This window comes from Rhodococcus sp. 11-3, assembly GCF_023704055.1.
GTDB lineage: Bacteria > Actinomycetota > Actinomycetes > Mycobacteriales > Mycobacteriaceae > Rhodococcus > Rhodococcus aetherivorans.
The window spans coordinates 5,991,838-6,015,274 of sequence record NZ_CP080406.1 but is presented as its reverse complement, the minus strand read 5'-3'; the positions used below and the strand labels follow the sequence as shown (position 1 = coordinate 6,015,274).

Annotated in this window: 16 protein-coding genes; 10 read left to right on the top strand and 6 right to left on the bottom strand. The window is 69.5% G+C overall.

Features of this window, described 5'->3' with window-relative positions; translation table 11 throughout:
* The first annotated feature begins 18 nt into the window (after nt 1-18).
* The 9 genes from KZJ41_RS27825 to KZJ41_RS27785 all read left to right on the top strand — a co-directional run bounded on the left by KZJ41_RS27825 (nt 19) and on the right by KZJ41_RS27785 (nt 14,224).
* Nucleotides 19-2,082 carry a hydantoinase/oxoprolinase family protein gene (locus tag KZJ41_RS27825; RefSeq protein WP_050036191.1) on the top strand — a complete coding sequence of 688 codons (2,064 nt, stop codon included), beginning with the start codon at nt 19-21 and terminating at the stop codon, nt 2,080-2,082.
* On the top strand, nt 2,079-4,040 hold the full coding sequence (locus KZJ41_RS27820) for a hydantoinase B/oxoprolinase family protein (protein ID WP_050036190.1): 1,962 nt from the start codon (nt 2,079-2,081) through the stop codon (nt 4,038-4,040). Before KZJ41_RS27825 ends, KZJ41_RS27820 begins: the two co-directional genes overlap by 4 nt.
* Before the next feature lie 155 nt (nt 4,041-4,195).
* On the top strand, nt 4,196-5,569 hold the full coding sequence (locus KZJ41_RS27815) for a cytosine permease (protein ID WP_065923272.1): 1,374 nt from the start codon (nt 4,196-4,198) through the stop codon (nt 5,567-5,569).
* Nucleotides 5,570-5,740: 171 nt separating this feature from the next.
* A complete protein-coding gene (locus KZJ41_RS27810) occupies nt 5,741-7,225 on the top strand; it encodes an amino acid permease (protein WP_029546736.1) in 1,485 nt (494 codons plus the stop codon).
* Between the two features lie 158 nt (nt 7,226-7,383).
* A complete protein-coding gene (locus tag KZJ41_RS27805) occupies nt 7,384-8,844 on the top strand; it encodes a class I adenylate-forming enzyme family protein (protein WP_102800241.1) in 1,461 nt (486 codons plus the stop codon).
* 87 nt (nt 8,845-8,931) lie between these two features.
* Nucleotides 8,932-10,731: a DUF3556 domain-containing protein gene (locus KZJ41_RS27800; RefSeq protein WP_006932179.1), complete on the top strand. Its 1,800-nt coding sequence runs from the start codon at nt 8,932-8,934 to the stop codon at nt 10,729-10,731.
* The gene (locus tag KZJ41_RS27795; protein WP_065923274.1) at nt 10,728-12,155 is read left to right on the top strand and encodes an NAD(P)/FAD-dependent oxidoreductase; all 1,428 of its coding nucleotides are present in this window, start codon (nt 10,728-10,730) and stop codon (nt 12,153-12,155) included. Before KZJ41_RS27800 ends, KZJ41_RS27795 begins: the two co-directional genes overlap by 4 nt.
* Nucleotides 12,148-13,443, top strand: a complete 1,296-nt coding sequence (locus KZJ41_RS27790) for a CdaR family transcriptional regulator (protein ID WP_050036186.1) — start codon at nt 12,148-12,150, stop codon at nt 13,441-13,443. The genes KZJ41_RS27795 and KZJ41_RS27790 overlap by 8 nt, the downstream gene beginning before the upstream one ends.
* 61 nt (nt 13,444-13,504) lie before the next feature.
* Nucleotides 13,505-14,224 (top strand): haloacid dehalogenase type II, encoded by a 720-nt coding sequence (locus KZJ41_RS27785; RefSeq protein ID WP_065923275.1) that lies wholly within the window; start codon nt 13,505-13,507, stop codon nt 14,222-14,224.
* A gap of 52 nt (nt 14,225-14,276) precedes the next feature.
* On the opposite strand, the gene KZJ41_RS27780 is transcribed toward KZJ41_RS27785, so the two are convergent.
* From KZJ41_RS27780 to KZJ41_RS27765, 4 genes are all read right to left on the bottom strand, one after another.
* Entirely contained in the window at nt 14,277-16,352 is a 2,076-nt protein-coding gene (locus tag KZJ41_RS27780) for a PhoX family phosphatase (RefSeq protein ID WP_050036184.1), read from the bottom strand.
* 193 nt (nt 16,353-16,545) lie between these two features.
* Nucleotides 16,546-17,553 (bottom strand): VOC family protein, encoded by a 1,008-nt coding sequence (locus tag KZJ41_RS27775; protein ID WP_050036183.1) that lies wholly within the window; start codon nt 17,551-17,553, stop codon nt 16,546-16,548.
* Nucleotides 17,550-18,413, bottom strand: coding sequence for an alpha/beta fold hydrolase (locus tag KZJ41_RS27770; RefSeq protein WP_050036182.1), 864 nt, complete (start codon nt 18,411-18,413; stop codon nt 17,550-17,552). Before KZJ41_RS27770 ends, KZJ41_RS27775 begins: the two co-directional genes overlap by 4 nt.
* Nucleotides 18,410-20,008 carry a bifunctional 3-(3-hydroxy-phenyl)propionate/3-hydroxycinnamic acid hydroxylase gene (locus tag KZJ41_RS27765; protein WP_065923276.1) on the bottom strand — a complete coding sequence of 533 codons (1,599 nt, stop codon included), beginning with the start codon at nt 20,006-20,008 and terminating at the stop codon, nt 18,410-18,412. Before KZJ41_RS27765 ends, KZJ41_RS27770 begins: the two co-directional genes overlap by 4 nt.
* Before the next feature lie 149 nt (nt 20,009-20,157).
* Here KZJ41_RS27765 and KZJ41_RS27760 point away from each other — a divergent pair, with 149 nt between their 5' ends.
* Nucleotides 20,158-20,784 carry a TetR/AcrR family transcriptional regulator gene (locus KZJ41_RS27760; protein ID WP_029546733.1) on the top strand — a complete coding sequence of 209 codons (627 nt, stop codon included), beginning with the start codon at nt 20,158-20,160 and terminating at the stop codon, nt 20,782-20,784.
* Between the two features lie 72 nt (nt 20,785-20,856).
* Here KZJ41_RS27760 and KZJ41_RS27755 read toward each other — a convergent pair whose 3' ends face one another.
* Entirely contained in the window at nt 20,857-21,600 is a 744-nt protein-coding gene (locus KZJ41_RS27755) for an amino acid ABC transporter ATP-binding protein (RefSeq protein ID WP_065923277.1), read from the bottom strand.
* 3 nt (nt 21,601-21,603) lie between these two features.
* A complete protein-coding gene (locus KZJ41_RS27750) occupies nt 21,604-23,406 on the bottom strand; it encodes an ABC transporter substrate-binding protein/permease (RefSeq protein WP_050036180.1) in 1,803 nt (600 codons plus the stop codon).
* Between the last annotated feature and the right edge of the window lie 31 nt (nt 23,407-23,437).

Here is a 23,437-nt window from a genome sequence, read left to right as displayed (position 1 = left end):
TCCACCCGACCCAGGAGTATGACGATGATCACATCCCGCAATCCCCACCTGCGCGTCGCCGTGGACGTCGGAGGCACCTTCACGGACGTGTGCATCTTCGACGAGAGCGCATCGACCACCCGCATCGCGAAGGTTCCCTCGACCCCGGACGATCCCATGCGCGCCGTGATCGACGGTGTGCGCACCGCGGGCATCGACCTGACCGAGGTGACCCTGTTCTCCCACGGCACCACCGTCGCGACCAACGCGCTCATCACCCGCAACTTCCCGCCCGCGGCCCTCGTCACCACCCGCGGGTTCCGCGACGTGCTCGAGATCCGCGACGGCACCAAGGACGAGTTGTGGGACACGTACGTCGACGTCGGCACCCCCTACATCCGCCGCCGTGATCGGTACGAGGTCACCGAACGCATCGACTACGCCGGCGAGGTCGTCACCCCGCTCGACGAGTCGGAGGTCCGGGAGATCGCCCGCATCCTGCGCCGCAAGAACATCAAGACCGTCGCGGTGTGCCTGATCAACAGCTACGTCAACAGCGCACACGAGCAGCGCGTGCGGGCACTGCTCGAGGCCGAGCTGCCCGACGTCACCGTCTCCACCTCCAGCGAGATCCTCCCCGAGATCTTCGAGTACGACCGCGCCTCCACCACCGTCGCCAACGCCGTGCTCGCACCCCTGGTCAGCGGGTACGTCAACCGGCTCGAAGCGCAGCTGCGCACCGACGGATACGACGGCGACCTGCTCCTGCTCCATTCCGGCGGGGGCTCGATGACCCCCGCGATGGTGGAGAAGTATCCCGTCCGGCTCGCCGCCTCCGGCATCGCCGCCGGCGCGATCGCCGTGGCCGACATCGCCACCCGCTGCGGATACCCCAACGCGATCGGCCTGGACATGGGCGGTACCAGCACCGACATCTCGCTCGTCTACGACGGCGAGGTCCGCACCACCAAGCAGTGGCAGGTCGAGTACGGCTTCCCCATCTCCTTCCCCAGCATCGAGGTGCTCACCATCGGCGCCGGCGGCGGATCGCTGGCCTGGCTCGACGAGGCAGGCTCGCTGCGCAACGGGCCGCAGTCGGCCGGCGCCTCCCCCGGACCCGCCTGCTACCTGCGCGGCGGCACCGAGCCGACGAACACCGACGCCAACGTGCTGCTCGGCCGCCTGGGCACCGCCCTCATCGGCGGCGGCCTCACTCTGGACGTGGCGGCCGCGGAGAACGCGATCAAGCAGAGCGTGGCCGGACCGCTCGGTCTCGACGCCGACACCGCGGCCGGCAACATCATCCAGGTGGCCAACGCCAACATGGCGGATGCGGTGCGGCTGTTGTCCATTCGGCGCGGCTACGATCCGCGCGACTTCGTCCTCGTCGTCTGCGGCGGCGCGGGCGCCCTGCACGGCGCGGCCCTCGCGAAGGAACTGTCCATTCCGACCGTCGTGGTGCCGCCCCATCCGGGCATCACCTCGGCGCAGGGGTGCCTGCTCGTCGACATCCGGCACGACCTGTCGGCCATGTTCCAGGGCCGCGTCGACGAGGTCGACACCACCGCGCTCGAGCGCGAATTCCTGCGGCTCGAGCAGGAGGGCACGCAGCGTCTCCGCCACGAGGGGGTCGAACCCGAACGGATGGTCCTCGATCGTCATATCAGCATGCGCTACGCGGGGCAGTGGCGTTCGCTCACCGTCGCGGCCGGCAGCGGCCCCGGCTTCCTCGCGGAGGCCGTCGAGCGGTTCCACGAGGAGCACGAACGGGACTACTCGTTCCGGCGCGACGACACACCCGTGGAGATCTACCAGATCGGGCTGCGCGCGGTGGGCACCACGCCGAAGCCGAACTTCCCGCGCACCTCCGAACCCACCACCGCGGAGCCGGCGCCCGTCGAGCGGCGCAACGTCTACTTCGACGAGGCGCGCGGCCGGCTCGACACCCCCGTCTTCGACCGCGACACACTGGAATTCGGTACGCGCATCCCCGGCCCGGCCGTGATCACCCAGCTCGACTCCACCACCGTCGTCCCCCCGGGGACCACCGCCACGATCGACGAGTGGGCGAACATCCGCATCGACATCCAGGAGACCCGATGACCACCACGTCCCCCACCCTCGATCCGGTCACCTTCGAGGTCCTCAAGAACGCGTTCGCCACCTCGGTCGACCTGATGTCCGAGCAGATCCTGCGCACCTGCTACTCGTTCGTCATCTACTCGCGGGACTTCTCCTCCGCGCTCTGCGACGCCGAGGGCAACACCGTGATGCAGGGCAGCCAGGACATCGCGGTCCACGTGGGCACCCTCCACTTCCAGTGCAAGGCCGTGCTCGAGGAATTCGGCTCCGACATCAACCCCGGCGACATCTTCATGGTCAACGACCCCTACCGGGGCGGCACCCACCTCAACGACGTCAGCTTCGTCCGGCCCATCTTCGCCGACGGCGTCCTCATCGCCTTCGCGCAGAACAAGGGTCACTGGGCCGACATCGGCGGCAGCGTCCCCGGGTCGTTCGACGTGACCGCCACCGAGCATTTCGGTGAGGGCCTGCGGATCACCCCGGTCCGGGTGTGGCACGAGGGCCGATTCCTGGCGGACGTCGCGAAACTGCTCGTTGCGAACACCCGGTCGCCGGAGATCAGCATGGGCGACCTGCACGCCCAGGCGGAGGCCACGGGCGTGTGTGAACGTGAAATCCACCGACTCGTCGACAAATACGGGCGCGGCACCGTCACCGACGCGATGCGCGAGGTCCAGGACTACGTCGAGCGCATCGTGCGCAGCCGGGTCGCCGACCTGCCGGACGGCACGTGGACCACCGAGGACTACCTCGACTCCGATCCCGCCCGGCCCGAGGGGCTCGTCCCGATCCGCGTCACCATGACGATCGAGGGCGACCAGCTCAGCTACGACCTGACCGGCAGCGCACCGGCGGTCGCCAGCTTCCTCAACAGCGGCTACGGCACCGCGTTCTCCGGGATCGTGGCGGGCACCAAGTCGTTCTTCCCCGACGTGCCGCTGAACTCGGGCCTGTACAACGCGATCCGCACCGACCTCGGACCGGAGGGCACCGTCGTCAACGCGGGCTGGCCGCACGCGGTGACCGGGTTCTGCTCCGGTCCCTACGAGAAGATCATGAACGCGATCTTCGAACTGTGGTCGAAGGTCGTGCCCTCCCGCGCCATCGCGTGCTCGTTCAACCTCGAGTACCTGCTCGTCGGCGGCCGCGACGCCCGCACCGACGACCGGCCGTTCTTCATGTGGTACGACTGGATGGCCGGCGGCTGGGGCGGACGCAGCTCGAAGGACGGATCGAGCGCCACCGCACCGGTGTTCGGTATCGGCCTGGCCGTGCAGCCGTGCGAGGGGCAGGAACGCCTCACCCCCGTGCTGACCAGCGAGCACGCCATCATCACCGATTCCGGTGGACCCGGGGAATACCGCGGCGGGTGCGGCCTGTCCAAGGGCGGCATCCTCACCGACAGCGACAGCAGCGTGATGTCGTACTGCTGTGACCGTTCCCGCTCGGTCACCTGGGGCATCGAGGGCGGCCTGCCGTCCATCCCGCACGGTGTGTGGCTCAACCGCGGCACCCCCGAGGAGCGCTTCCTCGGGTCCGTGTTCTCGAATGTGCCCGTCCAGTCCGGAGATTCGTTCGAGCGGCCGTCGGCGGGCGGTGGTGGCTACGGGGATCCGCTGCAGCGGGACCCGGACGCCGTGCTCGAGGACGTGATCGACGGATATGTCTCCGTCGAGCGCGCCGCCCTGGACTACGGCGTCGTCGTCGTGCCGGTGGACCCCGAGATCGACCGCTACGAGCTCGACCACGACGCCACCGAGCGCGTCCGCGAGGAGATCCGCGTGTCGCGCAAGGGCTGGCTCGACGAGGACCCCGAAACCGTCGCCGCCCGCTACCGCAGCGGTGAGCTGTCCATGCTCGACCTCGTGCGCCGCTACGGCGTGATCGTCGACTGGGGTACCGGCGAGCTGCTGCCCACGACCACCGCCCAGTTCCGCGATCTGCTGCGGACCCGCTCCGTCGCGCACTGGTCCTGAAGCCCGTGCGGGGCAGTTTCACCGCTGCCCCGCAACGGGTTTCGCGCTCTCCACCCTCCCTCGAAGCTCCCCTGCCGAACCTCCCGCCCCCGGTGCTGCGGGCGGTCGTGCGCCCCTGCGCCGGTTCGGATTCCCTCCCCCCGAGAGGCGACCCCATGTCCGATCACCTCACCGAATCTGCTCCCGGATCCCCCGCGGAGCGGGAAATCGTGCCCGAATCCGGGCGTCTGTCCCGCTGGTCGCTGACGATGGCATGGTGGGCCATGTTCAGCGCCATGTTCTGGCTCTACATCGCGGTTGCCTCGGCCGGCGCGGTCGGGGTACCGGCCACCCTCGCCGGGATGGCTGCCTCGATCGCCACCTTCGGCGTCGTCAATCTGGTGCTCTCCCGCTATGCGATCCACACCGGCCTGTCGGTCGAGCTGCTGTCCCGGCGCATGTTCGGCGCCGTCGGCTCACTGCTCGCCCCGGTGCTGTTCGCGGCCACCGCGCTCTACTACGGGGTCTTCGAGGGTTCCATCGTCGCCGTGGCTCTGCAGGAGTACTTCGGCGGCGACATCAGGCTGTGGTACCTGCTCTGCACGGTGTACATGATTCCCGTGGTGATCGGGGGTGTCGCCGCGTGGCTCGACAAGCTCAACGGGATCCTGCTGCCGTTCTATCTCGTCGGCATGGTCGCCGTCGTGGTGGCCGCGACCGTGCGCCAGGGCTACCCCACCGGATGGCTCACCGCCACGGTGGCATCGGGTCCGCTTCCGGGCTGGCTCACCGCCTACCTCGTCTACATGGGCGTCTGGGTGCTGATGATGTACACCTTCGACTACGCGAGGCTCGGTCGCCGCACCGACGCCGCCTTCCACGGCACCGTCACCTTCGGCTGGGTGTTCTATGCGCTGACCTTCGGTGTGAACGGGCTCGTCGGCCTCTATCTCCTCGGCGCCTGGGACATCGCCGGAACCGAGACCGGCGTGGTCGAGGCGGTCGTCGGCTCCCTCGGCTTCGCGGGGGTGCTGCTGATCATCGTGTCCCAGACCCGCATCAACTCGGCCAATTTCTATCTCGCCTCCACCAACCTCCAGGTGTTCGTCCACCGGGCACTGCGCATCGACGTGCCCCGAGCGGTGTGGGTGGTGGTCACCGCCGTGCTCGCATACCTGCTCATGCTCACCGACGTGCTGGGGTACCTGCTGCAGGCCCTCGCCTGGCAGGGCGTGCTGATCACCGCCTGGGTGGCGATCGCGGTGGTCTACGTGCTGCGGGATCGGGGCCACGCCATGCCCCGCACCGCGTCCGGTGGGGCGCTGGCGTGGCTGATCTCCTCGGTCGCCGGCATCGCGCTCACCGTGCAGGAGGTCAGCGCGACGTGGGCGCAGCTCGCCCCGGTGGTGACGGTGCTGCTGGCCGCGGGCAGCTACGTGCTGCTCACCCCGCGGGTGACGGATCGTGCGCCCTCGGAACCCGAGGCGGCGCAGGGACCCGAAACGTCGCAGGCACCCGAGGCGGCGCCGGATGAGGCGCAGCCGGTCTGAATCCGGCGGACAATCGCCCCGACGGCGGGTGTGACCCACGATTGTGTACATCACGGACATGTCGTGGGTCACATCACGGCCATAGTGTTCTCCCATCCGAGCGACAGCGCCGCCGTAACGCCGGAACCGGCACACGACGGCGGCCGCACATCAGGTCTCGAAGGGAGTGCCGTGCATACCGATCCACCGGCCGAAAGGTCCGACACCCTGGGCCACGCGCTGAAGAAGCGCCATCTCACCATGCTGTCCATGGGAGGGGTGATCGGGGCCGGGTTCTTCGTGGGGATCAGCGCGATCATCGGTCAGGCCGGCCCCGGCGCCATCCTCACCTGCCTGATCTGTGGGCTGATCGTCTTCCTGGTCATGCGCATGCTCGGGGAGATGGCCGTCGCCAAGCCCTGCACCGGCTCGTTCACCGAATACGCCCGCGACGCCATGGGCAACTGGGCAGGCTTCGCCACCGGCTGGCTGTTCTGGTACTTCTGGGTGGTCGTCGTCGGGATCGAGGCCGTGGTCGGGGCCACCCTGCTCGGCCGCTGGCTCCCCGGCGTGCCGCTGTGGCTGATGGCCGCCGGCCTGCTGCTGATCATGACCGTCGTGAACCTGTTGTCGGTCGGCAACTTCGGCGAGGCCGAGTACTGGTTCGCCGGGATCAAGGTCGCGGTGATCATCGCGTTCCTCGTCCTGGCCGGTCTCTACGTGCTGGGCGTCTGGCCCGGGGCCGAGCTGTCCTTCGGCAACCTGACCGCACACGGCGGCTTCCTGCCCCACGGCTTCACCCCCGTCATGGTCGGGGTGGTCGCCGTCATCTTCTCGATGACAGGGGCCGAGCTCGTCACGATCGCCGCGGCCGAGTCGAAGGAGCCGGCCGCGGCGATCCGCCGCGCCACCAGCACCGTCGTGTTCCGGATCCTGGCGTTCTTCGTCGGCGCGACGTTCCTGCTCGTGACCATGCTGCCGTGGGACAGCTATGTCGTCGGCGAATCCCCGTTCGTGGCCGCCCTCGACGTCCTGGGCATCCCCGGGGCCGCCGAGATCCTCAACTTCGTGGTGCTGGTCGCCGTGCTCTCGTGCCTGAACTCCGGGCTCTACACCGCCTCGCGCATGCTGTTCGTGCTCGGTGCCCACCGCGACGCACCCGCGTGGATGACGGCCGTCAACTCCCGCGGTGTCCCGCTGAAGGGCGTGCTGTCGTGCACGTTCGTCGGATACGTGTGCATCGTTGCGGCCTACGTCTGGCCCGACACGATCTTCCTGTACCTGGTCACGTCGTCCGGTGCGATCTGCCTGTTCGTGTACATCATGATCTGCCTGTCGGAGCTGGTGCTGCGCCGCCGCTGGGAACGCACGTCGCCGGAGATCCTGCAGTTCCGGGTGTGGCTCTACCCGGTCCTGCCGGTCGTCGTCACGGCCGTCATCGTCGCGATCCTCGTCGGCATGTGGTTCACCGGCGCCCGCGCCGAACTGGTGCAGTCGCTGATCGCGCTCGCGGTCATCGTCGCCGCGTACCACCTCAAGACCCGGTACCTGCGCCGGCGCGGCGGCGAACGGGCCACCCCGCCGGAGGAGAGGGCGCTGGCCCGGGCGATGCACGTCGACGCGGAGCCGCGACCCGGCGGGCCGCAGCCCGCGCCCTCGGGCAATCCGGCCCACTGACGATCCGCTCCGCGCCGCCGGCTGCAACGACAGCCGGCGGCGCGGTGTTGTGCTCGGAGGACAACACCCCGTCGGAACTCGAGCCCGCGAGGCCGTAGTCGGGACGTGATCCCCGTCACTACCGTTGTGGTCAGCCGAAGAGAAAAGGACCGACGGTAGTGACGATCGAATATCTGGTGTGGCACCGCGAATCGGACCGGCCCTGCGTGCGGGACGACGACCGGGAACTCACCTACGCCGAATTTGCCCGCAGAGTCGACGGTTTCGCGGCGCAACTCCAGCAGCACGGGATCGCTGCGGGTGACGTCGTCGCGGTGATGCTGCCGAACCGGGCCGAACTCCTCGTCGCCCTCATGGCGGCGTGGCGGCTGGGTGCGACGGCCACCCCCGTCAATCCCGCGTTCACCGCGACCGAGGCCGAGTACCAGATCGACGATGCGGGAGCCGTACTCGTCCTGGGCGCCGGTCCCGACACTCCGTCGGGCGGCCGCCCGCTGATCCACGTGGACGACATGGCTACCGCCCCGCCGGCCGGATGGTCGGCCGGCGCCGATCCCCGTCCCGACGACACCGCCCTGCTGATCTACACCTCCGGCTCGACCGGCCGCCCGAAGGGCGTGCAGCTCGCCCACGCGAACCTGCAGTTCATGGCCGACTCGTTCCGCACGCACCTGCAGCTGACCGAGGCCGACCACTGCCTACTGATCCTGCCGCTGTTCCACGTCAACGCGATCGCGGTCAGCTTCCTGGCGCCGATCCTGGCCGGGGCGCAGCTCAGCATCACCGGCAGGTTCTCCCCGGCCCGGTTCTTCGACGACGTGGCACGGCTGCGGCCGACCTACTTCTCGGCCGTGCCCACCATCTACGCCCTGCTAGTCTCCCAGCCGCTGGACACCCCGGTGGACACCTCGTCGCTGCGCTTCGCGATCTGCGGCGCGGCCCCGATCTCGAAGGAACTTCTCGATCGGGTCGAGCAGCGCTTCGGCCTGGTCGTGGTCGAGGGCTACGGGCTCACCGAGGGCACCTGCGCGTCGGCGTGCAACCCGATCGACGGCCCCCGCAAGCTCGGCACCGTCGGCCCCGCGCTGCCCGGCCAGCAGATCGCCATCGCCGGACCCGACGGGCGGCACCTGCCGGCCGGGGCCACCGGCGAGGTGCTCATCAAGGGGCCCAACGTGATGCGCGGCTATCTCGGCCGACCCGAGGAGACCGCCCGCACCGTCGTCGACGGCTGGTTGCACACCGGCGACGTCGGCCGGCTCGACGAGGACGGATACCTCACCCTCGTCGACCGCATCAAGGACATGATCATCCGCGGCGGGGAGAACCTGTATCCCAAGGAGATCGAGAACGCCCTGGCCACGCACCCCGCGGTCCTCGAGTCCGCCGTGATCGGCGCGCCGCACGAGGTGTACGGCGAGGTTCCCGTCGCGTACGTCGTGACCTATCCCGAGCGGACCGTCACCGACTCCGAACTGCTCGCCCACCTCTCCGAGCGGCTGACGAGGGTCAAGGTGCCCGCCGAGGTGCACGTCGTCGCCGCCCTGCCGCGCAACCCCGTCGGCAAGATCGACAAACCCGGCCTGCGGCGCAGCCACGGTGCTCCCGTGCACGCCTGACCGCTCCCGAGGACACCACAAGCTCCACCCCGACTCGCCGGCCCCGGGCCGGTGGGGCGGCAACCCCTACCCGAAAGGCGAATTCCCATGGGTTTCAAGACCGGCCACTTCCCGGAAGTGGACCCCGCCACGTTCCGCGACCTCCCGTTCCGGGATCGGTTGCGGGCCATGTCGACCCACTGGGTCGACTACGGATTCGGCACGCCGAAAATGGTGCACACCGTCTACATCCTCAAGCTGCTGTTCCTCTACATCGGCGCCGGCACCGCCCTGGCGACGCTGACCTCGGGCCTGTCGTGGCTCGACGTCTCGTCGTGGTGGAACCAGCCGATCGTCTACCAGAAGCTGATCCTGTGGACCGTGCTGCTCGAGGCGCTCGGTCTCGCCGGGTCGTGGGGTCCGCTCGCCGGGCACTTCAAGCCGATGACCGGTGGCTTCCGGTACTGGCTCAAGCCCGAGACGATCCGGCTCCCACCGTGGCCGGGCAAGGTGCCCGGCACGTCCGGTGACCGCCGCACCGTCGGCGACGTGGCGCTCTACGCCCTTTTGCTCGCCAATCTGATTGTCGCCGTCGTTCTTCCGGGTGTGCATTCCGCCTCCGTCGACGCGCTCGTCGCCGACAACGCCGGCCTCGTCCGCCCCGCGGTCGTGGCGCCGCTGATCGTGCTGCTGATCGTGATCGGCCTGCGGGACAAGGTCATCTTCATCGCCGCCCGCAGCGAGCAGTACCTGCCGGCGATGGTGTTCTTCACCTTCCTGCCCTTCGTCGACATGATCGTGGCCCTCAAGCTGCTCATCGTCACCGTCTGGGTCGGCGCCGGCGTCTCCAAGTTCGGCCGCCACTTCGCCATGGTGGTCCCCCCGATGATCAGCAACACCCCGTGGATGCTGTCCAAGCGGGTCAAGCGCATGCACTACCGCAGCTTCCCGAACGACCTGCGGCCCTCGCACCTCGGCAGCGGCGTCGCCCACGTCCTCGGCACGTTCGTCGAGATCGTCACCCCGCTGGTGCTGCTGTTCTCCACCAACCGCACGCTCACGCTGCTCGCGGTGCTGCTGATGGTGGCGTTCCACTTCTTCATCGCCTCGACGTTCCCGCTCGCGGTGCCGCTGGAATGGAACCTGCTGTTCGCCTACGCCACGGTCTTCCTGTTCTGGGGCTTCCCCGCCTGGGACGGCTACGCCGTGACCGACATGTCGTCGCTGTGGCTGGCGGGCGCGATCACCGCCGCGCTGTGCTTCTTCCCGGTCCTCGGCAACCTGCGCCCCGACCTGGTCTCGTTCCTGCCGTCGATGCGGCAGTACGCCGGCAACTGGGCCTCGGCCACTTGGGCGTTCGCCCCGGGTGCGGAGGAGAAGCTGAACCGGCACATCGTGCGGGCCGCCGAGAACACCCGCACCCAGCTGCTCGCGACCTACCCCGCCGACGTCGCGGACGTCGTGATGCACCAGCTCCTGGGCTGGCGGTCCATGCACAGCCAGGGCCGGGCGCTGATCTCCCTGATGATGCGCCACCTCGGGGACGACATCGACACCTACGACCTGCGCGAGGCCGAGTTCTCCTGCAACTCGATCGTCGCCTTCAACTTCGGTGACGGGCACCTGCACAACGAGCACCTGATCGCCGCGATCCAGCGGCGCTGCAACTTCGCGCCCGGCGAGTTCGTCGTCGCCTGGATCGAATCCCAGCCGATCCACAAGGGCACCCAGGAATACAAGGTGATCGACGCGGCCCTCGGCGTGATCGAACGCGGCACCTACAGGGTCGCCGATGCCGTCGCCGAGCAGCCCTGGTTGCCCAACGGGCCCATCCCGTTCGACGTGCAGTGGACAATGGACCGCGAGGGCGCCCACCGGGCAGCCGCACAGCGGGAGGTCACAGCGTGAGTACGGCGGTCGTGGTCGGTAGCGGACCCAACGGGCTCGCTGCCGCCGTCCACCTCGCCCGCAGCGGCGTGGACGTCCAGGTTCTCGAGGCAGCCGACGAGATCGGTGGCGGCACCCGCTCCGGCGAGCTCACCGTCCCCGGCCTGGTCCACGACCACTGCTCCGCCTTCCACCCCATGGGCGCCGGCTCCCCCTACCTGCAGACCCTCGGCCTCGATCGCTACGGGCTGCGGTGGCGGTGGCCGGAGATCGACTGCGCCCATCCCCTCGACGGGAGCGAGGCCGCCCTGCTGCACCGATCCCTCGACGTCACCGCGGCCGGCCTCGGCGAGGACGGTCCGCGGTGGCGGCGGATGTTCGCCGACCTCGCAACCGGGTTCGACGGGCTCGCCGCGGACCTGATGCGGCCGGTGCTCAACGTCCCGCGGCACCCGCTGCGGCTGGCGGCGTTCGGGCCCCGGGCCCTGCTGCCCGCCACGGCCTCGGCCCGCTGGTTCCGCACCCCCAAGGGACGTGCCCTGTTCGGCGGGGTCGCCGCTCACGCCTACCACCGGCTGGACCGGCCCGCCACGTCCGCCGTGGGTCTGATGATCACCGCCGCCGGCCATCGCTACGGGTGGCCGGTGGCGGAGGGCGGCTCCGCCGCGATCGCGCGGGCACTGACCGCGCAGCTCGCGGAGCACGGCGGCAAGGTGCACACCGGGGTCCGGGTCCGCCGTGCCGCGGATCTGCCGCCCGCGGACGTCGTGCTCCTCGACGTCGCCCCCGAGGCCGCCCTCGGCATCCTGGGCGACGCGGTACCCGCGCGGATCGCCAAGGCCTACCGCAGGTTCCGCCACGCTCCCGGCGCCTTCAAGGTCGACTTCGCGATCGACGGTCCCGTTCCGTGGGCCGACCCGGAATGCGGGAAGGCCGGCACCGTCCACCTCGGCGGCGAGTTCGCCGAGATCGCCCGGGCCGAACGGGACGTCGCGACGGGACGCATGCCGGAGCGGCCGTTCGTACTGCTCGGCCAGCAGTACGTCGCCGACCCGACCCGCTCCCGCGGCTCCGTGCATCCGCTCTACGCGTACGCCCACGTCCCGGCCGGCTACACCGGCGACGCGACGGACGCGATCGTCGCCCAGATCGAGCGGTTCGCCCCGGGGTTCCGGGACCGCATCGTCGCCACCGCGGTCACCGCGCCCGCCGACCTCGCGCGACAGAACCCCAACCAGGTCGGCGGTGACATCATCGGCGGCGCCAACGCCGACCTGCAGGTGGTGTTCCGGCCGCGAATTGCGCTGGACCCCTACAGCACCGGGGTTCCCGGGGTCTACCTGTGCTCGGCCTCGACCCCGCCCGGGGCGGGCGCGCACGGGATGTGCGGCTACAACGCCGCGGAATCGGCGCTGCGGCACCTGCGGAGCGCCGGCCGTGGCTGAGCCGGTGGTCTCGGGGCGGTCGACGGGCGCACCGTCGGCCGCCGACGAGGTTCAGCGCGTCGTCGCCGAGGTCGCGCGCCGGTTCGACGCCCGCCAGCGGGAGATCACCCGTTCCATGACCGCGATGATGGCGCGGGAGATCGCTCACCTCGACGAGGATCCGCATCTCGTCGAGCTGCTCGAGGCGAGCGTGCACGGCAACATCGCGACGATCATCCACGTGCTCACCAACGAGATCCCCGCCGAACACCTCCAACCCACCACGGCGGCAGTGGAATATGCGTTGCGGCTGGCGCAGCGCGACGTGCCGTCGCACTCGCTCGTCCGTGCGTACCACATGGGACAGAACGACCTCATGCGGCTGTGCTTCGACGAGGTGCGGTCGATGAACCTCCCGCCGCAGGTGACACTCGACGTCATCGAGCACATCTCCGCGGTGGTCTACCGGTACATCGACTGGATCACCCTGTACGTGTTCGACGCGTACGAGAAGGAACGGCGCCGGTGGTCGGCCGTGCGCGGCAACGTGCACTCCGCCCTCATCCACGGCCTCGTCGACGGATCCGAAACCGACGTCGCGGCGTTCGAGGCGGAGACCCGGTACCGGCTCGACCGCTGTCATGTCGGGGTGATCGTCTGGACGACAACCGAATCCGCGGACGGCGCGATCAATCCCCTGGACCGGCTGGTGCGCGCGGTGGCGGTGCACCTCGGGTCGGATGCCCCGCCGATCCTCACCGCCATCGACCGGCGCACGGTGTGGGCCTGGCTGCCGTTCGATCGGCACCGGCCGACGATCGACACGGCAGCACTCGATTCCGTCGTCCGATCCCATCCCGCCGGCCGCCTCGCGCTGGGCCTGCCCGGCTCCGGCCTCGCCGGTTTCCGGCGCTCGCACGAACAGGCCGAGGCCGCGTATTCGATCGCGGTGGCCCAGGCCACGTGCACCCGGCGGGTCATCGGGTTCGGGGATCGCGGCGTCGCCGTGGTGTCGCTGCTCGCCCGCAACCTCGACGCCGCGCGGGCGTGGGTGGGCGAGATCCTCGGCCCGCTCGCCGACGACACCGAGCAGGCCGCGATGCTGCGGGTCACGCTCGGCACCTACTTCGCCACCGGTGAGAGCCACCTGCACACCGCCGAACGGCTGAACCTGCACCGCAACACCGTCAAGTACCGGATCAACAAGGCCCTCGGCGACCCGACCCGCGCGCCCGCGGTGCACGACAAGCTGGACATCGCGCTGGCGTTGCAGGCGTGCGAGTTCCTCGGGGAGGCGGTGTTGCGCTGACGCGCCGGTTATCCCGACTGTGACAACATCGGCACGGTCGGTCGATTCCAGGAGGCACCGTATGAGCATGCCCGGCGTGAAGGCACTCGTCTTCGACGTGTTCGGCAGTGTGGTGGATTGGCGCACCAGCATCGCGCGCGCGGCGGCACCGTTCCTGGCTCGTCACGGGAGCAGTGCCGAACCCGCGGAGTTCGCGGATGCCTGGCGCGCGCGCTACCAACCGGCCATGCAGGCGGTACGCGAGGGCAGGCGGTCCTTCGTGCGTCTCGACGTGCTGCACCGGGAGAACCTGGACGACGCCCTGCGCCGCTTCGGCATCGACCCGGCGGGCATACCGGGGCACGAACTCGATCAGCTCAACCGTGCCTGGCACGAACTGGATCCGTGGCCGGACGCCGTCGAGGGGCTCACGCGGCTGAAGCAGCGATTCGTCGTCGCGCCGCTGTCGAACGGCAACATCAGCATGATGGTCGATATCGCCAAGCGCGCGGGTCTGCCCTGGGATGCCGTCCTCGGTGCGGAGGTCGCCCGGGCCTACAAACCCATGCCCGAGGCCTATCTGCGCACGGCAGCCATCCTGGGCCTGGAGCCGGGCGAGGTGTGCATGTGCGCCGCCCACAACGAGGACCTGGCGGCCGCGCGTGCCTGCGGCCTGAAGACCGCGTTCTTCGCGCGACCCACCGAACACGGCCCGGCCCAGACCACGGACCTGCACGCCGAACACGACTGGGACGTGATCGCCGACGACCTCGTCGACCTCGCGCGCCGCCTCGACGCCTGACGGCGCCCGTGCGCGCTTCTGGTAGCGGCTACTACCAGAAGCGCGCACGGGGTCAGGCGCCGATCAGGCCGTCGGACTTCCAGGCCGCGACGACGGCCGGGCGCGGTTGGGCGGTGCCCCCGTCGGGCCAGTGCGACGACGGGTTGTCCCACGTGGCGTCGTCGGTCTCGCCCGGGTGCTGCACGCACACCACGACGCGGTTCTCCTGCACGATCGGCCCGCACGTCTCCGCGCCGACGGGGACGGTGAGGAACTGCCGGGTCTCGCCGCGGCGCGGACCGTCGAGCACGACGCTGAACAGCCCGTCGTTGGACTTCAGCGCGTTGCCGTCGGTGGAGATCCACAGGTTGCCGTGCGGGTCGAACGCCAGGTTGTCCGGGCACGAGATCGGGCTGACCTGAGCCTTGTCGAAGCCGCCGAAGTAGGTGTCGGCGGCCTCCGGGTCGCCGCAGACCAGCAGCAGGTTCCACGTGAACGACGTGCCCGCGTGGTCGTCGTCGAGCTCGAGCACCTGCCCGTTCTTGTTGTTGTTGCGGGGGTTCGCCACGTCGGCCGCGGCCTTGCCCTCCTCGCCGCGCTTGGAGTTGTTGGTCAGCGCCACGTAGATCTTGCCGGTGACCGGGTTCGGTTCGAAGTCCTCGGGCCGGTCCATCTTGGTGGCCCCGACCTTGTCCGCGGCCAGACGGGTGAACACGGCGACCTCCTCGGCGGTCATGCCGTCGACCAGGGACTCGCCGCGGCCGTCCTCGGCGGTGCGCAGCAGCGGGATCCACTCCCCCGTGCCGGTGAACGTGCCGGAGGCGGGAAGCGTACCGCTGCCGTCGATCTCGTCCGGCGCATCACCGGTCAGCTTGGCCACGTACAGGGTTCCGGCGTCGAGCAGCGTCATGTTGTGCCGCATCGCGGCCTGCGACGTGCCGCTCTGCATCGTCCGGGAGGAGACGAACTTGTACATGTAGTCGAAGCGTTCGTCGTCGCCGCTGTAGGAGACGACGGTGCCGTCGCCGGTGACGTGGATCGTCGCGGCCTCGTGCTTGAACCGGCCGAGCGCGGTGTGCTTGACCGGCACGGACGTCGCGTCCCACGGGTTCACCTCGACGACCCAGCCGAACCGGTTGACCTCGTTGGGGGTAGCGACGATGTCGAAGCGCGGGTCGAAGCGCTCCCACAGCCGTTCCGAGGCGCCGCCCTCGAGGCCGTACCGGGCCAGTCGCTCGGCAGCCACGGGATCGGTGACGTTCTCGGCGTTCGCGAAGTACTGGTTGAAGTTCTCCTCGCCGGAGAGCACCGTGCCCCACGGGGTGAGCCCGCCGGCGCAGTTGTTCAGGGTGCCGAGCACGCGGGTTCCGGTCGGGTCGGCGGCGGTCTTGACCAGGTCGCTTCCGGCGGCGGGGCCGGTGAGGGCGAACTCGGTCAGGCCGGTGATCCGGCGGTTGTACGGGCCGAATTCGGGTGTGAGGCGCCCGGATCCGGCCTCGCCCTTGACCTGCACGACGGACAGCCCGTGGTTGGCCCAGCCGATGCGCACCTGCTCCTCGGTGGGGTTCTCGGCGTCGTAGCCGGCGAACATGAACGGCTCGGACGTGTACTCGTGGTTGACCACCAGCAGGTAGGTGTTCGGCACGCCGTCGACGGGCAGCAGCCCGGCGAAGTCGTTGTTGTAACCGAACTGCTTCTCCTGCGCGGCCGCGGTCTGGTTGCCGATGTCGAAGGCCGGCGCGTCGGGCAGCACCGGGTCACCCCAGCGGATCACGACGGCCTGGTCGTAGCCCTCGGGGACGGTCACGGCGTCGTCGGTGTTCGGCGCGACGGCGGTGAAGTCGGTGCCGGTGGGCACGGGGCCGAGGTCCGCCGGGCCCGCCGTCGTGGCGCCGCCGGTGCTGCCCGCGTCGTCGGAACACGCGGCGAGCACGCCGCCCGCACCGACCGCGAGAACCGCCATCGCTCCGCCGCGCAGCACGCCGCGCCGGGTCAGGGCGGTGCGCACGATGTCGCCGAAGTACTCGCCCCCGGAGGTGTTGGGCACCGCGTGGGAACACGCGTTGCCGCACTTGTAGCGGCAGGTGACGGCGGCGCGCGACGATGTGCCGTCGTGCGTGACGATCAGCGGCAGGGGCTTCGGACTCACAGGTACTCCCTCGTCGAATCGGTTCAACGCGGGCACCGTAGGAGACCGAAACCAGGTAAAGGGAACGAGAAGGTGAACGGGCGGTGAGCCCGCCCCTCGGCACATCCGCGCCCCGCCCGGTCAGCCGCGACATCGGACTGCTGTCGCGACCGACCGGGAATCGTGCGGATGCGGAACCCCCACCGAGGAGCGATCAGTCGTCGGCGATTCCGGTTCCGCTGAGCGCGGGGACGGTCTGCTCGGGGCGGCGCAGCGACAATGCGGCCGTCTTGAACTGGGCCAGCTTGTCGACGACGGTCTGCCCCTCCGGGGTGTGGCCCCAGATGCTGATGCCGCGGTGCGTGGTCGGCTCCCAGGTGGATTCGTCGACCACGATGGGATTCCAGCCGACCTCCCACTCGAACCCGGACGGAGTGCGAGCGTAGTAGGACAGCTCGCGATCGTTTGTATGCTGGCCGACGCCGAGGGCCATGTCGAAGCCGAGTTCCTTGACACGCTGGTAGGACCGGGTCATGTCGTCGAGCTCGGTGACCTGGATGTTCAGGTGCTGGATCCGGGTGCGGACCGGGTCGACGGGAAGACCGCGGACCGCGGCGATCGCCACCGAGTGGTGGCGTTCGTTGACGCGCAGGAAGCGGATCTTGAGTTTGGCACCGCTGATGGTTTCGTCGATGTAGTCGGACAGCCGGGCGTCGAAGACGGTGCCGTAGTAGCCGTGCAGCGTGTGCGGCTGGGTCGAGGTGATCGCGACGTGTCCCATTCCCGATGCGCCGGTGACGAATCCGACGTTGCTCATCGCCAGCGGCGTGGTGGTGGTGCGGGCACGGGTGAAGATCTCCTGGTCGATGCCCTTCGGCCCGGGGAAGCGCAGCAGGCGTTCGACGCCGCGCAGGGCCGCCTCCTCGTCGGTGCCTTCGGTGACCGGGACGCCGCGGTCGCGCACCCGGGCGACGATTCGGTCGAACGATCCGTGATCGTCGATCTCCCAGCCCAGGGCGGTGACGTCCTCCGCGTCGCCGCGTTGCAGCAGGAACCGGCATTCGTGGTCGTCGAGCCGAAATCGCATGGCCTGGGCGGAAAGCCGGTCGGCGTGCAGGCCGATCGCGTCGCGGCCGAAGCGGTGCCAGTCGGCGAACTTGTTCGTCTCGATGACGACGTAACCGAGGTGGACGGAGCCGAACAGCGAGTCCGCGGTGGTCATCGGGTGCTCACGGTGAGGAAGGCCGTGGTGACGGCGTTGAAGAAGTCGGCGCGTTCCCACTGCACCCAGTGGCCGGTGTTCGCGGCGAGCAGCAGGTCGCAGTTGGGCATGGTGTGTGCCAGCATGCGGCCACCACTCGGACGATTGACCTTGTCGTCGGCGCCCCAGATCACCAGCGTGGGGGTGGCGAGCCGGCGCAGTCGCCGGTCGCGGGTGAAGTCCATGCCCCACAGCGTGCGCAGGGCGCAGGGCCCGGAGGGACGGCGCAGCGGCGGATCGGCCACCACGGCCGGATCGATGCTCGACCGGTAGCGTTCGTCGATCACCTCGTCGGGTACGGTGGCCCCGTCGAAGACCAGGTACTTGCGAATGAAGCCTTCGAGCTTGTCGCGTGAGGGACCGTCGCCGGTGTAGTACGACAGCAGCGATTGCAGGCCGGGAGTGGGCAGCCCGCGCGTGGTGCCGATGCCACCGGGGCCCATGAGCACCATCTTCTCGACCCGTTCCGGGGTGTCGAGAGCCAGGCGGAGGGCGCAGGCACCGCCGTAGGAGTTGCCGACCAGGTGGGCACGGCCGAGGTTCAGGGCGTCGAGCATTCCGCGGATGTTGTCGGCGAGGTAGCCGAACGGATCGGACCGGTCGACGCCCTTGCTCGAGCGTCCGTAACCGGGCAGGTCCGGCACGATCACCCGGAACTTCCGGGCGAGCTCGTCGATGTTGCGGGAATAGTTGGACACCCCGGAGGCGCCGGGCCCGCCGCCGTGCAGCAGCAGTACCGCCGGCCCTTCTCCGGTTTCGGCGAAGAAGATGTCCTTGCCGGCGACGGTCACGGTGCGTTCGGTCAGCGCTGTGCGGGTCATGCGAGGGTCTCCGTTTCCTCGGAAAGGCGAATGGATGGGGCGGCTTTCATTCCCGGCGGGGGCGGCGCCAGGTTGGTGTCGGGTCCGGCGGCGGCGTAGACGACCCCGTCCGGCCGCAGGGCCAGGACGGTGGCACCCTTGGCGCGCATCCACCGGATCAGGGTGCCGTTCGTGTCGACGACGGTGTCGGCGGCCGGGGCGGCGCCGGGACCGGCCAGGCGCACGGTCGGTACGCCGGCGGTGCGCCAGCCGGGCCACGAGTCCGGCGAGCCGACATGCAGGATCGTCCATCGCCCACCGAGCACGTCGTCGAGGCGTTCGAGGCTGCCCTTCTCGTCCAGCACCCACGGCTGCGGTACGAGCCATCCCACCGCCGCCGACGCGACCGCCTTCGGGCCGGCCAGCAGGCCTCGGGGGTAGAAGGCGTCCGGGATCCACCGATTGTCGCGTAGCCATTCGGGAATCCCCGGTACCCGCATGGCAATCCGGAAGAACCGATCACGCACGGCCGCGAGTACAGCGTGCCGCTGGGTGATGAGCCGGCCCACCTTGACCGCGCGGTCGGTCACCTCCCGCACATGGGGCAGGCGTTCCAGTTGATAGCTGTCGAGGATCGATTCGGGCAGGGTGCCGTCGAGCACTGCGGCGAGCTTCCAGCACAGGTTTGCCACGTCGCGCACCCCGGCGGACATGCCCTGGCCGATCCACGGCGGCATCGCGTGGGCGGCGTCGCCGGCGAGGAAGACCCGGCCGACGCGCCAGCGGTCGGCGAAGCGCACGTGGTGGCTGTAGACGACTGCGCGGAGAATCTTCACCTGCGTGTCGGTGATGCCCTGGTTGTTGAGTACGCGCCAGATCGCTGCGTCGGTGACCAGTTCGTCCTCGTCCTCGTCGTCGCGGACCGGGAATTCCCACCGGTGGTGTCCGAGCGGTGTCGGGCAGTCCACGGTCGGACGGTCGGGGTTGCAGTGGAACCGGAGCCGATCGTGGCCCGGCCACTCCTGCAGCACCTTCGTATCGATGACCACCCACCGTTCGGCGTAGGTCCGGCCCTCGTAGCCGATCCCGAGCTGAGCACGGGTGGGGCTCGCGCCACCGTCGGCGGCGATCACGTAGGACGCACGCACGCGTTCGAAGGCGTCGTTCCGTAGGTCGGCCAGCATCAGCTCGACCCCGGTCGCGTCCTGGAGGACCCGCAGGCACTCGTGCTCGAGCAGGACATCCACGTTGGGGAATCGTTCGACCCCGCCGCGCAGCACTTTCTCGAGTGCGGGCTGGTAGATGAACTGCTGAGGCGGGTGACCGGATCCGTGGGACACCGGTGCGATCTCCGTGAACGGTGCGCCGTTCGCGTCGACGAAGGTAGCGGCGTTGCCGGCGAGCATGTCCTCCTGCAGGCGGTCCGCCAGGCCGACCTGCTGCCAGATTCGCAGCACCTCCTCGTCGGTGGAGATTGCCCTCGCCCTGCCGTAGATATCCGGATTGCGCTCGATCACAAGCACTTTCAATCCGATCTGGCCGAGGATGTTCGCGGCGGTCACGCCGGTGGGGCCGTAGCCGATGACGGCGACGTCGTAGTGCGGGATGTCGGTCACGTCGAGACCTCTCGTCGAGCGGGGAAGGGTGTCGATCGGCGGGGTGGAATCCGGCCGCCGAAGATCAGGGATTGTTCCTGTAGTGGTCACTACAGTAAGCTGGCGTGCAGTGTGAGTCAATACACACCGTCGCAACCTGAGGAGCGCTCGTGGACGAGCAGAAGAGGACCCGGCAGCGCCGCGCGAACGGCGAGGAGTCCCGTCGCCGGATTCTGGACGCCGCCGTGGAGGTCGCCGCCGAGCGAGGCTACGAGGGCACCAGCATTGCGCTGGTGAGCAAGAAGTGCGGTCTGCCCGCGAGCTCGATCTACTGGCATTTCAAGGACAAGGACGAGCTGATCGCCGCGGTGATCGAGCGCAGTTTCGACACCTGGCTGTCCGGGTGGACCGTACCGGACGGCGACAACCCACGCGAACGCATCGTGGCCCTGGCGATGCAGGTCGCGAAGACGCTGTTGGATTCACCGGACTTCCTGCGGCTGGGGCTGATGCTCACCCTCGAGCGGCGCCCGGTCGAACCGAGCGCCCGCACAATGTTCCTGCAGGTGCGTGAGCAAGCACGCCTCCGCCTCGTCGACGCAATCCGCGACCTCGCGCCCGGCCTGTCGGACGGCTCGGTCGCCCTGCTGACCACGTACGCGATGGCCGGCGCCGACGGGCTGTTCATCGCCAAGGAGATCGGCGGCGACAGCGTCGATCTCGTCGCCCTGTTCGAACTACACGCCCATTCGCTCTACGACGCGGCGCAGCGGTTGAGCACTTCCGAAGGAGGCTGACCTCGCGCACCGCGCCGGTGCGTCCTTTGGGCGGCTGGGGCAACCCGAAGGACGCACCGGCCGCGGAGCGGCCTACAGCACCTGCGACAGGAACTGCTGCAGTCGTTCGGTCTTCGGGGCGTCGAACAGTTCGTCGGGGGGACCGGTTTCCACGACCGCGCCGTGGTCCATGAACACCACCGTGTCCGACGCCGAGCGGGCGAAGCCCATCTCGTGGGTGACGACCACCATCGTCATGCCGCCGGACGCGAGATCGGCCATCAGGGCGAGGACCCCCTTGACCAGTTCCGGGTCGAGCGCCGAGGTGGCCTCGTCGAAGAACATCACCTGCGGGGCCATCGCGAGCGCGCGGGCGATCGCGACGCGCTGCTGCTGCCCGCCGGACAGGTTGCCGGGACGGGAGTCGGCCTTGTGCTTCAGGCCGACGAGATCGAGTTGTTCGAGGGCGAGCGCGCGGGCCTGCTCCTTCGACAGCCCCTTGAGCTTGCGGGGGCCGAGCGCGATGTTCTCGGCCACCGTCTTGTGCGGGAAGAGGTTGAAGTGCTGGAACACCATCCCGATCCGCTGCCGCAGCTCGTCGGGGTTGTCCTTCAGCACCGAGCGGTCGTCGAGGAGGATGTCGCCGGCGTCGGGTTCGTGCAGCCGGTTGAGCACGCGCAGCAGGGTCGACTTGCCCGAGCCGGACGGGCCGATGACGGTGACGGTCTTGCCGGCGTCGACGTGGATGTCGACGCCGCGCAGCACCTTGTTGGTGCCGAAGGCCAGGTGCAGTCCGGTCCCGGTGAGGGACACGCTGTCCCGGATGGTGGTCGGCATCGGTCAGCCCCTCTCCACGACGAGTTCCTGCTCGAGCGGGTCGAGGGTGGCCTCGGGCCGGCCGGTGCGCAGGCGGTGGTCGATGTAGTTCACGAGATGAGTCAACGGCACGGTGAGGATGAGGTAGAACAGGCCCGCCGCGACGAGCGGCGAGAGGTTGCCGGTCTGCGCGTTCAGGTCGCGGCCGACGGCGAACAGTTCGCGCTGGGTGGCCAGCAGACCGAGGAAGTAGATGAGCGACGAGTCCTTGATGAGCGAGATGAACTGGTTCATCAGCGCGGGCAGCACGCGCCGCACGCCCTGCGGGATCACCACCAGTGTCAGCGCCCGGCGGTAGCTGAAGCCCAGGGCCCGGGCCGCCTCCATCTGCCCCGGTTCGACCGACTGGATGCCGGAGCGGAAGATCTCCCCGATGTATGCGGCCGCGAGCAGCGCCAGCGCCGCCGCGCCCAGCCAGTACGGGTTGTTGCCCGTGGCGCCCTGCACCACCGGGCCGAGGCCGAGGCCGACGAGCAGGATGATCACCACCGCGGGCAGGCCGCGGAAGATGTCGGTGTAGACGCGGGCGGGCCAGCGCAGCCAGCGGGTGCGCGATATCCCCGCCATGGCGAGCAGCATGCCGAGGACCGTGCCGGCGAGCCCGGAGGTCAGCGCCAGGATCAGGGTGTTCGGCAGACCGGTCTTCAGCAGATCCGGGAAGGCGTGCCGGTACAGCTCCCACGAGAAGAACGTCTCGCGCAGCTGTTCGAGCGTGGACTTCGGGGCCGTGGCCGCCGGCTCCTCGCCGCTGGCGGTGTTTTCGGCGGCCAGCGCCGCGAAGTCCGGCAGGTCGGGTTCCGGCGCGGCCTTGCTGCCGGGCTTCCAGCCCTCGGGCAGTTCCCGGGGGACCCATTCGGTGTAGAGCTCGGCCCAGGTGCCGTCGGCGATCACGGCGTCGAGCCCGGAGTTGAGCGCGTCGATCAGCGCCTGGTTCTCCCGGGACACGGCCCAGCCGACGTAGTTGTTGAGGCTGAACGTGTTCTGCACGATCGACGTCGGATCACCCGGCGCGATCGCGCCCTCGGCCTGCTGCGACGGCGCCACCCACGCGTCGATCTGGCCGGTCTTCAGGTTCGCGTACGCGGTGTTGTAGTCCGGGAACTTCACCGGATCGAGACCGAGGGTGTTGACGACGTAGTCGTCCTGGACGGTTCCCTGCACGACCCCGATGCGGGTGGACGCGTTCAGGTCCCCGAAGCCGCGGATGGGACTGCCGTTCTGCACGACCAGCGAGAAGTAGCCGAAGTCGTAGCCGTTGGTGAAGCCGACCAGCCGGCGACGTTCGTCCGTGGTGGTGATCGACGACGAGCCGACGTCGAAGCGCCGGCCGGCCACCTGGGCGAGCAGGCCCGCGAACTCGGTGCCGACGAACTCCACGCGGAGACCGAGTTTCTCGGCGATGGCCTTCAGCAGTTCGTTGTCGTAGCCGGTGAACTCGCCCTGGGAGTTCACGCAGATGCTCGGTGGCGCGTCGGAGAGCGTGCCTACGGTGAGCACACCGGGGGTGATGAGGTTCAGCCCGGAAACGTCGATCGACTCGAGCGGCACCACGCCCGGGGTGGTGTAGCGGTCCTCCGCGGCGGCGGCCGACGTGTCGAGATTGGTCGGTGCGGCGGAGGCCCCGCCGACCCCGGGCGGGGAACACAGGTCCTGGGGAGCCGACGGTCGACCACCGCCTGAGGAACAGGCCGTCGCAGTCAGCGCCAGGAGCACCGCCAGGAGCAGCGCCGCCACGGTGCTCCGTTTCGCCATCACGGATTCGGGCATGGTGGGAGCCTAATCCGAATCGCGCCGTCCG